This window comes from Nitrospirae bacterium CG2_30_53_67 (assembly GCA_001873285.1).
GTDB lineage: Bacteria > CG2-30-53-67 > CG2-30-53-67 > CG2-30-53-67 > CG2-30-53-67 > CG2-30-53-67.
The window spans coordinates 1-14,128 of sequence record MNYV01000078.1 but is presented as its reverse complement, the minus strand read 5'-3'; the positions used below and the strand labels follow the sequence as shown (position 1 = coordinate 14,128).

Annotated in this window: 10 protein-coding genes and 1 pseudogene; 9 read left to right on the top strand and 2 right to left on the bottom strand. The window is 54.7% G+C overall.

What is annotated here, in order from left to right; genetic code table 11:
* Positions 1 to 288 precede the first annotated feature (288 nt).
* Both AUK29_04700 and AUK29_04695 read right to left on the bottom strand, forming a co-directional pair.
* Positions 289 to 999 carry a hypothetical protein gene (locus tag AUK29_04700; protein OIP64388.1) on the bottom strand — a complete coding sequence of 237 codons (711 nt, stop codon included), beginning with the start codon at positions 997 to 999 and terminating at the stop codon, positions 289 to 291.
* Entirely contained in the window at positions 996 to 2,120 is a 1,125-nt protein-coding gene (locus tag AUK29_04695; GenBank protein OIP64387.1) for a hypothetical protein, read from the bottom strand. Before AUK29_04695 ends, AUK29_04700 begins: the two co-directional genes overlap by 4 nt.
* A 335-nt stretch (positions 2,121 to 2,455) precedes the next feature.
* Between AUK29_04695 and AUK29_04690 the strand changes: the two genes are divergently transcribed.
* The 9 genes and pseudogenes from AUK29_04690 to AUK29_04650 all read left to right on the top strand — a co-directional run bounded on the left by AUK29_04690 (position 2,456) and on the right by AUK29_04650 (position 14,128).
* Positions 2,456 to 5,308, top strand: coding sequence for an excinuclease ABC subunit A (locus AUK29_04690; GenBank protein ID OIP64386.1), 2,853 nt, complete (start codon positions 2,456 to 2,458; stop codon positions 5,306 to 5,308).
* Positions 5,309 to 5,333: 25 nt separating this feature from the next.
* Entirely contained in the window at positions 5,334 to 6,365 is a 1,032-nt protein-coding gene (locus AUK29_04685) for a 3-deoxy-7-phosphoheptulonate synthase (GenBank protein ID OIP64385.1), read from the top strand.
* A gap of 362 nt (positions 6,366 to 6,727) precedes the next feature.
* Entirely contained in the window at positions 6,728 to 8,311 is a 1,584-nt protein-coding gene (locus AUK29_04680) for an L-aspartate oxidase (protein ID OIP64384.1), read from the top strand.
* A gap of 33 nt (positions 8,312 to 8,344) precedes the next feature.
* A complete protein-coding gene (locus AUK29_04675) occupies positions 8,345 to 9,562 on the top strand; it encodes an efflux transporter periplasmic adaptor subunit (protein ID OIP64383.1) in 1,218 nt (405 codons plus the stop codon).
* On the top strand, positions 9,563 to 10,261 hold the full coding sequence (locus AUK29_04670; protein ID OIP64382.1) for an ABC transporter ATP-binding protein: 699 nt from the start codon (positions 9,563 to 9,565) through the stop codon (positions 10,259 to 10,261).
* A 431-nt stretch (positions 10,262 to 10,692) separates the two neighbouring features.
* Positions 10,693 to 11,121, top strand: coding sequence for a nucleotidyltransferase (locus AUK29_04665; GenBank protein ID OIP64381.1), 429 nt, complete (start codon positions 10,693 to 10,695; stop codon positions 11,119 to 11,121).
* A complete protein-coding gene (locus tag AUK29_04660; GenBank protein ID OIP64380.1) occupies positions 11,118 to 11,447 on the top strand; it encodes a hypothetical protein in 330 nt (109 codons plus the stop codon). The genes AUK29_04665 and AUK29_04660 overlap by 4 nt, the downstream gene beginning before the upstream one ends.
* A gap of 677 nt (positions 11,448 to 12,124) precedes the next feature.
* Entirely contained in the window at positions 12,125 to 12,958 is an 834-nt protein-coding gene (locus AUK29_04655; GenBank protein OIP64379.1) for a hypothetical protein, read from the top strand.
* A gap of 377 nt (positions 12,959 to 13,335) precedes the next feature.
* Positions 13,336 to 14,128, top strand: a pseudogene (locus AUK29_04650) (restriction endonuclease subunit R).

The following is a 14,128-nucleotide window of genomic DNA, read 5'->3' as shown; positions in this document are numbered from 1 at the left end:
TAAGTCTTTCAAGATCATCTCTCCCAAAGGATTTTGGTCGGTTTTTATCTTTGATTTTGGTTCTTCTCCTCTACGAGCCTTCGGCCATTTAGTGGGTAAAAAAGGGTTCGAGGATTCCAGGGTTACGCTTCGCGTGCCCCGCTTTTCTCTATCTTTGCCGTCTGCGACGGCTACTACACTGAGGTATCTTGGGGTCAAGGGTTTAAGTGAAATACTGAAATGCAAGCAGAATCTCCAGATAAAAACACTGGAACCCTAGGACCATCGGCCCCTTATGTTTTTAGCACTTCACTTGACCCCTGGAATCCTTGACCCCTTGACCCCTTGAACCCTTATGTTTTCACCCGCTCTTCTGGAAATGATCTTTATTTTCTCCCTGACTCTTTGTCTGGCTTCTTTGATGCGGCCTGCCCGGATCAGGGACAATGTTTCAGATTCGATCACCTCCCGATAGGCCCGTGTCCTGCGGCTTTTCTCCGGGATCTCCCGCTGGATTTTCGGGCGGGCCTCCCTCAGGAGTTTCAGGAAGGTCTTGTACTCGGGGCCGATCAGGGTTTCGATTTCCTGACGGACCTTTTTAGATAGAGCCGGGCTGCCTCCTCCGGTCGAGACGGCCACGGTCAGGTCTCCGCGCCGGACCATGGAGGGGACGATAAAATTGCAGAGCTCCGGGACATCGACCACATTATATAATATCCCTTTTCTTTCTGCCTGCACGGCGGCCTTGCGGTTGACGGCCGTATCGTTGGTCGCACAGATGATGAGGCGGATCCCGTTCAGGTCAGAGGAGAGGAATTTCCTCTCTTTGTGGATGATCCGGCCGGCCTGGGCAAGCCGGCGCAGTCCGGATGTCAGCTCAGGGCTGATCACCGTGACATGGGCATGAGACTTGAGCAGAGACCGGGCCTTACGTTCTGCAACGCGGCCCCCGCCGATGATCAGGGTTCTCTCCCCTTGAAGATTTAAAAATATGGGATAATAGATGCGCCGGGTCATCATGGGATGAGTTTTTCGAAGAAAGATCGTTTCTGCAGATCTTCATGTTCTTCCGGTGAAGGTTCCCCTGGCGGGACCGAACAGGAACGATCAGAGGCGCCTGCATCGGGAAAGAGGATCCTTCGATACCAGGAATCCATATCCTTTCCCTGGTAGGTCCCTGCAATCCCTATGGGCGTCCGATCTTCTTCGGGCCGGGGTTCATCGAGCAGCGCGATTTTTTGAAGCCCTTCCCTAAGATCGCCCTTCACCGCGTTCCTTGAAGATGGCGCCGGCAAACTGCTGTCGCCGACCGTTGGAAAATAGGGTTCTCTAACGGAGGTTTCATTCGGATCTTCAAAGCCGTTTGCAAGACCTTGCTTTTCTTGCGATGGGATCATCGGGACATATTCACTATTCGGGAAACGTTCAATCAGAAGCTTTCGATAGACTTCCGCATGGTCATGGTCCTTGAGGGAGACGTATGCCTTGTAAAGGTAGAAGATCAGCTTATCTTCAATGCCTGACTCCGGGTAAAGCTCCAGCGCTTTTTTAAAACGATTAATGGCCGAGAAAAGGGCGTTCTTCCGCAGGTAGAAGTCTCCAATAAAGAATTCGCTCTCCGCCAGGAAGGCATGAATCTCCCTGATCCGCAGTCCGGCCTGCGGGAGATACTCACTCTTCGGGAATTTCTCGGCCAGAAGATTGTAGGCTTTCAGCGCCTCTTTGGCGTCGGTGGTGTCCCGGTCTATGGTATCCATCTGCCAGAAGTAGCATTCGCCGATCCGGTACTGAAGATAATCCGCGATCTCGCCTCCGGAATGCAGCTTGAACAGGTCCTCATATTGGGCCCGCGCAGCCTCGTATTCATTTTCCTCGAAGTAGCTGTCGGCCACGGCGATCTGAGCGAGAAGCTCCAGATTGGTCTCCTTGGATATCACCTTGACCTTGTTGAAGGCCTCACGGGCCTTCTCAAACTTTTTTTTCTGGATCAGTTCAAGTCCTTTCTGATAAAGGACACCGGCCGGCTGTTCGTTTTCAGGGGTCTTTTTCTTCCAGAAACAGCCGCCCTGGACCAGGAGCAAGATCAGGAAAACCAGCCATGGGCTGAGCCGAGGTTTTTTAAAGAGAGGTCCTCTCGCCATTTGATGTTCCGTATATTGAATTGAAAAAATATTTGATTTCAATATGTTGTCTATACTATTCATCCCGGTGAAAGTCAAGAAAAAAGGTCTTTCACCTTCTCGTTCATGGATGCGGCTGCAGGGTCTGCGACAAAAATGTCTGTCCTCCGATCCCCCGATCAGGCCTGTCCTCCGACTTGATCGGGGGATCGGGGAATGACGTTCTTAGAGAAATGTTTTACTCATAAATTTGTCGCACACCCGCGGCTGCAATTGAACTTTACATTATTTTGCAGGTTTGTTAATATCAATTTTTAAACTCGACAGTTAAATCTCAGTCATTCAAGGAGTTTTTTGTGCAGCGGGAATGGATCGAAATCCGGGGAGCCAGGGAGCATAACCTGAAGAATATCGATCTGATGATCCCCAGGGACAAGCTGGTCGTCATCACCGGTCTTTCCGGTTCAGGGAAGTCTTCACTGGCCTTTGACACGATCTATGCCGAGGGGCAGAGGCGGTACGTGGAGTCCCTGTCGGCCTATGCCCGGCAGTTTCTGGAGCAGATGGACAAACCTGATGTGGATTCGATCGAAGGGCTCTCCCCGGCGATTTCCATTGAGCAGAAAACCGGGAGCAGGAATCCGAGATCCACGGTGGCCACGGTGACCGAAATTTACGACTACCTCCGGCTTCTTTTTGCCCGGGTCGGGAAACCGTTCTGTTACCGGTGCGGGAAGGCCATTACATCCCAAACGGTCACACAGATCGTGGATCATGTCCTCGCCCTTCCGGAGAAGACCCGCATCCAGATCCTCGCACCGGTGGTGCGCGGGCGGAAAGGGGAGTACAGGAAGGAGTTTTTCAGGATGCGGAAGGAAGGGTTCATCCGCGTGCAGGTGGACGGGAAGATGTACGAGCTTTCCGAAGAGATCAACCTCGACAAGAATAAGAAGCATAACATCGAAATCGTCATCGACCGTATCGCCATCAAGCCGGAGATCAGCCGGAGGCTTGCCGACTCCATTGAACTGGCCCTGAGGCATTCCGAGGGGATCGTGGTCGTGGAGATCATCGGAGGCGAGCGCCTCTTATTTTCCGAACGGCTGGCCTGCATCGACTGCGGGGTGAGCTATCCGGATGTGGAACCGTCTCTCTTTTCTTTTAACAGCCCCCATGGCGCCTGTCCGAGCTGCGGAGGGATCGGGACCCTCATGCGTCTGGATCCTGACCTGATCGTGCCCGACAAGAATCTCTCTCTCCGGGAAGGGGCCCTGAGGCCCTGGAACAAACGAAACTCCTTTTACTTTCACCAGATGATCCTGTCACTGGCCCGGCATTACGGGTTCGACGTCAATACGCCGTTCAAGGACCTTCCTGAACGGGTCCGTCATGCCATTCTCTACGGCTCCGGAGATGAAGAGATTTCTTTCCATCTGGAAGGGAAGGGGGGCCTTTATACCTACAAGCGTCCTTTTGAAGGACTCCTGAACAGTTTCGACCGCCGGTATCGTGAAACCGATTCCGCCTATGTCCGCGAAGATATCGAGGATTACATGGGGGTCAACCGGTGCCCGGACTGTAACGGCGCCAGGCTCAAGAAGGAAAGCCTCTCCTTCAAGGTCGGCGGGCGGAATATTGCCGAGGTGACGGGGATGTCGATCCGGGAAGCCGGGGAATTCTTCAGGATGCTCCTGCTCGACGAGAAAGAGGCCAGGATCGCCGAGAGAATTTTAAAGGAGATCCGGGAGCGGCTGGGGTTCCTGATCAGCGTCGGGCTTCCCTACCTGACCCTGGACCGCACGGCGGCGACCCTCTCCGGCGGAGAAGGGCAGCGGATCCGTCTGGCTACACAGATCGGATCGTCGCTGGTGGGGGTTCTCTATATCCTGGATGAGCCTTCCATCGGCCTTCATCAGCGGGACAACAAGCGGCTTCTTGCAACGTTGAAGCGGCTTCGCGATATCGGGAACACCATTCTGGTCGTGGAACACGATGAGGAGACGATCTTAAACAGCGATCACGTGATCGACATGGGCCCGGGCGCCGGGGAATATGGGGGGGAGATCGTTGCCCAGGGGACACCGGATGAAATCAAGCAAAATCCCCATTCCCTGACCGGGAAATACCTCAGCCGGGAACTCGGCATTCCGGTCCCCCAAACCCGGCGAAAGCCCAGGCGGGGATACATCACGGTGGTCCAGGCTTCGGAAAACAACCTCAAGGGAGTGGATGTCCGTTTTCCCATCGGCCTCCTGACCTGCGTTACAGGCGTTTCGGGTTCGGGGAAGAGCACCCTGGTCCTGGATATCCTTTACAGGGCGCTGGCGCAGAGACTCTACCGCAGCGGGATCAAGGCGGGAGCCCACAAGGAAATCCTCGGTCTTCCGAATCTGGACAAGGTGATTGATGTGGATCAATCTCCCCTCGGCCGGACACCGAGGTCCAACCCGGCCACCTATACGGGGATTTTCACGGATATCCGGAACCTCTTTGCCCAGGCGCCCGAGGCCAGGATGAGGGGATATAAGCCCGGACGGTTCAGTTTCAACGTCAAGGGCGGACGGTGCGAGGCCTGTCAGGGGGACGGTCTGATCAAGATCGAGATGCATTTTCTGCCGGATATCTATGTGGAATGCGACGTCTGCAAGGGCAAACGGTACAATCGGGAGACCCTCGATATCCTCTACAAAGGGAAAAACATCTCCGAGGTCCTGGATCTGACCGTGGTCCAGGCCCTCCGGTTCTTCGAAAACATCCCGGGGATCCGGCGGAAGCTTCAGACCCTGTATGACGTGGGATTGGAATACATCAAAATAGGACAGGCGGCCACCACCCTCTCCGGAGGGGAGGCCCAGAGGGTCAAGCTCTCCCGGGAACTCAGCAAAAAAAGTACGGGGAGGACCCTCTACATTCTGGATGAGCCGACCACGGGACTTCATTTCGCGGACATTCAGAAGCTCTTGGATGTGCTGAACCGCCTGGTGGATGCCGGCAATACCGTGGTGATCATTGAACATAACCTGGATGTGATCAAGTCCTCGGACCATATCGTCGACCTCGGGCCTGAGGGGGGGGATCGTGGAGGCATGATTATTGCCCAGGGGACACCCGAAGAAGTCATGCGGGTCCCGGAGTCCTATACGGGGCTTTACCTGAAAAAGGTATTGCAGACTGCCGAGATGCAGAGATTGAGTCCGAGTTATTCATGATAGATTTTAAGAACGGGAGGTTTTTATGATTATTGTCATGCAGGCCGATGCCACGGCTGAACAACTCGAACATGTCATCAAGAAAATCGAAGATCTGGGATACCGGCCCCACGTGATGCACGGCGTGGAACGAAACGTGATCGGGGCGATCGGCGATGAACGAGGCAAGGCCAGGCTTCAGGTCATCGAAAGCATGGCCGGCGTGGAATCCGTGGTGCCGATCCTGAAGCCGTATAAGCTGGCCAGCCTGGAGGTTCGCAAGGAACGGACGGTGATCGAGGTCAAAGGCGCCAGTATCGGCGGGCAGGATCTGATGGTGATTGCCGGGCCCTGTTCGGTAGAGAGCGAGGAGCAGATCCTGGCCTCTGCCAGGGCTGTGAAGGAGGCCGGGGCCAATGTCTTCCGTGGAGGCGCGTTCAAACCCAGGACATCGCCGTACGCATTCCAGGGGATGGGAGAGGAAGGGCTCAAGCTCCTGGCCGCCGCAAGAGAGGCCACGGGGCTTCCGATCATTACCGAGGTGATGAATCCCCGGGACCTGGATCTGATTGTCAAGTATACCGATATTATCCAGATCGGGGCCAGAAACGTGCAGAACTTCGCCTTGCTCAAAGAAGTCGGACAGACTCAGAAGCCGGTCCTGCTGAAGCGGGGCATGGCCACCACGTTGCAGGAGCTTCTCATGTCCGCCGAATATATCCTCTCCGAAGGGAATGAGGATGTGATCCTCTGTGAGAGGGGGATCCGTACCTTTGAAACCGCGACGAGGAACACCCTGGACTTGAGCTGCATCCCGGTGCTGAAGAGAATGAGCCATCTTCCGATTGTGATCGATCCGAGCCATGCCGTGGGGAACTGGCAGTATGTCCCGGCCATGGCCCGGGCGGCCGTGGCCGCGGGGGCCGACGGCCTGATGATTGAGGTGCACCCCAATCCCGAGGAGGCGCTTTCCGACGGCCCCCAGTCGCTGAAGCCCGATCGGTTTAAGAAGCTCATGGAGGACCTGGTCCCCTTTGTTGAGGCATCCGGAAAAAACATGCCTGACCAAAGGGCGTAAAAAGGGACGGACCCTTTTAAAATAGGTTCATCTCCCATTTAGTGGGTTGGAAGGGTTTTATGATTCCAGGGAAACCGCTTCTTCCCCGGGCACTTTCTCTGAAACGGCCAGAAAGAACAGGGTATGTCATTCCCCGACTTGATCGGGGAATCCAGGTAAAGAATCTGGATTGTCCGGTCAAGCCGGACAATGACGAAATACGGTGTTACGGCACCAATGGAAGCTTCTCTGTTCCGTGCATTTTGCTTGGGTCCTGGAATCCTCGATCCCTTATTCACGCACATTTTGACCCACTAAATGGGAGAAGAACCTTAAAATAAAAGATAAAGAATCAAAAATCAAAATAACGGAGTAAAATCAAAATGGTTATAATCTCCTCTCAATATCTTCCGGTCAAGTCCACGGACTTTCTTGTGATCGGGAGCGGCGTGGCCGGCCTGCGGGCCGCCATCGAGCTCAGCAGACACGGGAAGGTCCTGGTCCTGACCAAGGACGAGGCCACGGCGGGGAGTACGGGATTCGCCCAGGGCGGGATCGCCGTGGTGCTGAGCGACGAGGATGAGATCACTTTTCATTTCGATGATACCATCCGGGCCGGGGCCGGTCTCTGCGATGAAGAGGCGGTCCGGGTTCTGGTGGAGGAGGGGCCTGAAAGGATCCTGGAGCTGATCTCCTGGGGGACCGAGTTCGACCGGGAGGGGACGAAACTCGCCTTTACGCAGGAGGCGGCCCACAGCAAGAGGAGGATCGTCCATGCACAGGGGGATTCCACCGGCAAGGAAGTCGAACGGTCGCTCCTTTTTTATGTCAGGACCCTGAAGGATGTCCAAAAGCTTGACTTCCACTATACCATTGATCTGATCATTCAGGACGGCGTCTGCCTTGGCGTCTATCTCCTCGATGAAGAAGGAAAGAAGATCTCCGCTGTCACCGCTAAGGCCACGATCCTTGCCACGGGCGGTTCCGGTTTCCTCTACCAACAGACCTCCAACCCGCCGGTCTCGACCGGGGACGGAATGGCCATGGCCTACCGCGCAGGGGCCGATCTTGTGGACATGGAGTTTGTCCAGTTCCACCCGACCACCCTTTATCTTCCCGGAGCGCCTTTCTTTCTCCTTTCCGAGGCCATGCGCGGAGAGGGCGCCCGTCTGCTCAACATCTATGGGCAGGAATTCACCCACAAATATCATCCTGAGAAGGATCTGGCCCCAAGGGACATTGTGAGCCGGGCCATTGTCTCGGAGATGGTGGAGACGCACAGCCTGCATGTCTACCTGGATCTCACCCATCTCAACCCGGACTTTATCCGGAAGCGGTTCCCCCGGATCTGTTCCACCTGTCTTTCCTACGGAATTGATGTCACACGCCACCGGATTCCGGTAAGCCCGGCGGCCCACTACATGATGGGCGGCATCCGGACCGACCTTAACGGCGCAACCAATATTCCCGGCCTTTACGCCGCAGGAGAGGCGGCCTGCACCGGCGTTCATGGCGCCAACCGTCTGGCGAGCAATTCCCTGCTCGAAGGGGTGGTCTTCGGCGCACGGGCCGGATCCGCCGCGGCTCATTATTCCCGGAAGATAAAGAAGCTGCCCGAGCGGGTCCTGAATCCTTTTCTGGAGAAACCTGTGGCCGGAGAAGATCAGATCGCCGAGGTTGATGAAGTTCGCGGGATCCTCAGAAAACTTTTGTGGGATAGGGTTGGAATCATCCGATGCGGGAAATCCTTATCCGAAGCCATGGCCATGCTTCAGGAATGGAAGCCTTTCATGGAACGGATCTACCGCCACCGCAAGGGACTGGAGCTGCAGAATATGATCACGGTTGCAACCCTGATCACCCAGGCGGCCTTGATGAGAAAAGAGAGTGTGGGGGCCCATTACCGAACCGATTGCCCTCATAAATCCGAGACAGGGCCAAGGCATATTGTCTTGAGGAAATCCTAAATTTAAAAAAAATGCACTGAGGAGTTTGGCCGGATGTCCCATGAAGATCTTTCCGGATTGAAGATCGACAAGTCAGAAGCCGTGTTCCGCCCCAAGAGACGACAGCGGGTGTTCCTGTGGGCCGGGGCCGCCCTGTTGATCCTCGCGGCGGCTGTTCTTTACGCGAAGGGGATCCTCTCACCGGAAGTCAAAGTGGAAGTCATGAACGTCTCCAGGATCTACCCGTCACAGACCTTCACCCTGCTGAATGCAAGCGGATACGTGGTGGCCCAGAGAAAGGCCGCACTGGCGTCCAAGATCACCGGGCGTCTCGTCTCCCTGACGGTTGAAGAGGGGAGCCGGGTGAAAAAAGGGGAAGTCATCGCCAACCTTGAAAGTGAAGAGGCCGAAGCGGTGAAGGAGGAGGCGGAAGCCAACCTGAGGATCTCACGCTCTGATCTCGCGCAGGCGGAAGCTGAACGGCATGAGGCCTCTCTTTCCTTCCAGCGGAGCAGGGATCTGCTGAATCAGGGGTTTCTGTCCAAGACCGAATACGATCTCCAGGAGGCCCGCTACAAGAAGGCCGCCGCCGCTGTTTCAGGAGCGGAACAGGGGGTCAAGGCCGCGGCCGCGGCGCTGAAAAACGCCGGGGTGTCGCTTGAATATACCAGGATCCGTGTCCCTTTCGACGGCGTGGTCCTGACCAAAAATGCAGACGTCGGCGACATCGTCACACCGCTGGGCGCCGCGGCCAATGCCAAGGCTTCGGTGGTGACCATCGCGGACATGGATTCTTTGCTGGTGGAGGTTGATGTCTCTGAATCCAATCTCGAACAGGTCAAACGGGGGCAGCCGTGCGAGATACAACTGGACGCGCTTCCCGAGTCCAGATTCCGAGGCGTGGTCCACATGATCGTTCCGACCGCTGACCGGTCCAAGGCCACGGTCATGGTCAAGGTCGGCTTTGTGGATCAGGAGAGCCGCATCCTTCCGGAGATGAGCGCGAAGGTCGCCTTCCTTCAAAGGCCGGTCGGGCCCGGGGAGCAGGAACCTCGTACGGCCGTCCATCCCGACGCCGTGCTCAAACGAGACGGGAGACAAGTGGTTTTTCTCATGGAGTCGGGCAGGGCCGTGGAGACGCCCGTCACCCTGGGCGTCCGGATCGGCGACATGGTCGAGGTGACAAGCGGTGTCAAGCCGGGTGACAAGGTAATATTGAAACCTCTGAACAAGATCAGGGACGGGGAGAGGATAAAGGTTGTTGAACCTTAGATGAAGACCGATCATCAGTCCATTGTTGAAATCGTTGATCTTGGCAAGTCATACCGCAGAGGCAGTCAGATCGTGCCGGTGCTGGAGCATATCACCCTCCATATCCGTGAGGGAGAATTTCTGGCCCTCATGGGGCCGTCAGGTTCAGGGAAGAGCACCCTCCTGAATCTGATTGCCGGCATAGACCAGGCGGACAGCGGGACCATCAGGGTCGGCGGGGTGGATATCACCTCTCTTTCAGAGACCGAACTTGCCCGCTGGCGGGCCGTGAATGTCGGCTTTATCTTCCAGTTCTATAACCTCATACCGGTGCTGACGGCCTGCGAGAATGTTGAGCTTCCCCTGCTTCTGACCGGGCTTTCGAAAAAACAAAGGCTCGATCACGTGGAACTGGCCATGCGGCTGGTGAGCCTGACCGACCGGATGGATCATTATCCCTCGCAACTCTCAGGCGGCCAGCAGCAGCGGGTGGCCATCGCCCGCGCCGTGATCACCGATCCGGCCATTCTGGTGGCGGATGAACCCACAGGCGACCTCGACCGCGTCTCCGCCGAGGAGATCCTCAACCTCATGGCCCGGCTCAACAGCGAATTCGGAAAGACCATCATCCTGGTCACCCATGACCCCCGTGCCGCGGAAAAGGCCAGGATCATACGCCATCTTGAAAAGGGGATACTGACCGATCATGCTACAAGTTAAGTTTTCTCCCACGCAAGATGTTTCTCGGTATGATATAAATCGTTTCATGTGCTGAAACGAATCGCAGCTCTGCAATAATATATTGAAAATGAAGAAGAGGCTGTCCGGCCACCCATTCAACCACACCAGGATTTCTCCTTGACCCCTGTACCTTTTCAGGTGTATCCTACGCGCTCAAAACGGTCGTCCCAGACGATGGGAAATGGCGCCTGATCGACCAGGGTAGGATGCAACTGGAGGGCAAAGCTTCAGGCCCCAGTTTATGCGGGAAGAGATCGGGACTTGGGTGCAGGTTGAACTTTGAAGATTTGACCTGCGGCCGTGACGGCCAATAACCTGTTGTATGTGAATCACTCCGAGATAGAGGATGCGCAATTCAAGGTTAGCAGCGAAGACAAGGCATTGAACAAGAAGTTTTGTGGAGAACCCCTATGAGAACGGAGGACGTCCGCTGGATTCAACGTTTCAATCACTTTATCAAAGCCCTTTCGCAATTGGAGGAAGCCGTGGCGCTGGCACAACAGCGCCACCTCTCCAAGCTCGAAGGGCAGGGACTGATTCAAGCATTCGAATTTACCCATGAACTGGCCTGGAACACGCTGAGGGATTTTCTGGAAAATCGTGGTGTCCAAGATCTATACGGCTCAAAGGACACAACCCGCGAGGCCTTCAAGACAGGGCTGATCGAGAACGGCGAGACATGGATGGAAATGATCAAGAGCCGGAATTTAACCTCGCACACCTATGATGAAGCCACAGCCGCCCAGATCGTTACCGCCATTCACAGCGCCTACTTTGCGGAATTCGATGCGCTCCAAATCAAATTGAAGGCATTGAAGAAGGAGGAGGAAGGGGCATGAAATATGGCCTCCCGCAATCCACCGTCCAAAAAATCCGCGCCGTCCTTAGTCACTGCCCTCAGGTGGAAAGGGCGATTCTGTACGGTTCACGCGCCAAAGGCAACTACAAAAACGGTTCCGACATTGACCTAACCCTGCGCGGCGGCTCGGATTTGACGCTGAAGGTGATCTACAAGATCCTCGACGACCTCGACGAGCTGCTCCTACCGTACACCATCGACCTGTCCATTTTCAACAACATCGGCGACCCCGACGTGATCGACCATATTCGGCGCGTGGGCGTCATGTTCTACGAGAAGGGCGAGGTGGTCCTTGAGCCGGCGTAACGGGAGCGGAAATCGGCAGACTCATGGGCATTGATTTCAGTACACTGCATCTCACTCCCCCGCTCGCTCCCCGATCCTGACCCTCACTCCCTCGCTTTCCCGGCGAACGGCCGTTGCCGTGCCCTGAGCTTTGCACCATGCCCGTAGGGTGACCGGCCGTCATCCAACCTATTCAGCACATAAGATTTATCCCTCGCAAAGTGTTTCTCGGTCTGAGTCCGGTTTTCTCCCGTCTTGTTGCCTCATTGGAAAATGTTACCGAAGGAGTCCGGATTTCTCCTTGACCCCCGTACCTTTTCAGGTGTATTCTACATGCTCAAAACGGTCGTCCCAGACGCGTGGAAATGACGTCTGATCGACCAGGGTAGGATGCAACTGGATGGCAAAGCTTCAGGCCCCGATTGATAGGGGACGAGTTTGGGACTTGGGGCCAGGCTGAGTGAACTTTTAAGGTTTGACCCACGGTTACACGTTTGAAAAAGGAACACCGGGGTACTCTTGCGGGTCCGTAATTGATAAATGAAGATGACCCATGAATCCGCGATGGACCATGCAGTGAACTGCAAACGTTAAGCAGCAATAAAAGGTGTCACGTGTCCGACGAATCATTAGGATCAAATCAATCAAGCCTGCCTCCAGTGAAGAACGTTATACCGCCTACCCCAGGCGAGCAAATCATGAGTCTCGCAACGGGCAATAGTTACACTATGGGCGAGAAAATCGGCGAAGGTTTCTTTGGTGTCGTTTACAGTTGCCTCGACATCTGGGGAAACGATCTCGCGGCCAAGGTTCTAAAGCCTATCGGTACTTATGAGAAGGTCCGTTCTTCAGCAGAGGCAGAGCTAAGAAAGCTTGCATTGCTTCGGCATCCACACGTCACTTACGTTTATGATGCATTTGAGTTTAGAGACACATTCTATATTGTCACCGAGCGTTGCTATTGTCCCTTGACACAGTTATTCTCGCTCAATCCCTTTAATGGGCTTGCTTGGCTAATTCCGATTGCACGATGCGTTCTTCAGGCAGTGCACTACCTCCACCTGAATCAGCATGCACATCAAGATATACATCTCGGGAATGTGTTTGCTGCATTTGCTAAAGACGAAATGCGGCCAACTGAACCAGGTGCTATTCAATTTAAACTTGGTGATTTTGGGGTGGCCAAGTTGTTTGGTGAGCTGGACGCAACGAATACTCGAGCGGAATGGATGCTTCCGCCAGAAGCAATTGATCCAGCTGAGTTCGGAGCAATCGATTATCGCATTGATCTTTATCATATTGGCCAACTTCTCTTACAGTTTGCTTTCTCCCGTGAATTGAGATTTTCTCGGGAGGAAATCCTCAGTGGCCGTCCAAGAGAAATGGCTTTGTCACTTCAGGCTCCATACAGTTTTGCTTTGGAGAAGGCGCTTCGAAGGCACGTCACCTTCCGTACAGCAGGAGCTATGGAGCTTTGGCGGGATCTTCATACTCCTCACGCGCCCGCTCTCCCTAACACAACGAGGTCTTAGAGATTGGTCGACACATGAGTATCACAGTGCTGAGGGTGCAACGGAATTTATAAGGGAGAACAAACCATCAAAGAATTGAAGGATGAGTGAGAAGGGTTTTATTTGTAACAACGAATTTCACTGCATGGACAGCAAATGTCCCTCTATTCTATCTATTAATTTGGGCGCTGAGGAAGCAGCGTGGATATTGACGCGGATCACATCCGGCAGTTAGTAGAGAGACCACTTGAAAGCCTCTCCATTGAATTTAAGAGATGGATAGACCCGGATTCCGCGTATCCGGCATCTGACTCGGCCCGTCGCTCGGAGCGATGGCACGGCCACTTAGCACACTAACCGTTGGGAGAGCCTATCCGTAGAAAATAGGCAGATTGGATATGGAAAAGGAAGCCAAAGCAAGGATTCTGATCAACGACCTTCTGCGAAGGTCGAACTATCGGTTTTTTGACGACGAAACCGGCCCAGCCAACATCGCGCTTGAAGCAAACGTAAAACTCAAGAAAAAAGCCCTCGATGCACTCGGGGAGGACTTCGAGAAAACCGCCAACGGCTTTGTCGATTACCTCCTGCTGGACGAGGGAGGATTCCCCCTTGCCGTCTTGGAGGCGAAGTCCGAGAAGTACGACCCCCTTATCGGCAAAGAGAAGGCCCGGAAATACGCCCACTCACAGAATGTCCGGTTCGTCATCTTGTCGAACGGAAACCTGCATTACTTCTGGGACTTGGAGCAAGGCAACCCGGTTCTGATCACGGAGTTTCCGAAGCCCGAATCCTTCGGCCATTTCCACGCCTTCAAGCCGAACCCCGACACCTTGGTCAGCGAGAAGGTCGAAGCCGATTACGTTGCGGTCACACAGAACCCCAATTACCACAATGATCCCCGCTGGAGCGATGCCGGGCAACGTGATGCCTTCATCAAGGAAACGGAACTGAAGTTCCTCCGCCCGTATCAACTGCGGGCTGTCGCCGCGCTCCAGGATGCCGTTCGCAAGGGTCAGACACGTTTTCTGTTCGAAATGGCGACTGGCACCGGCAAGACCCTGACCTCTGCCGCCGTTATCAAACTCTTCATGCGGACCGGCAACGCAAAACGGGTTCTCTTCCTCGTGGACCGTCTGGAACTCGAAACCCAGGCTTGGAAAGCCTTTGTCCGGCTTCTGAAAAGCGACT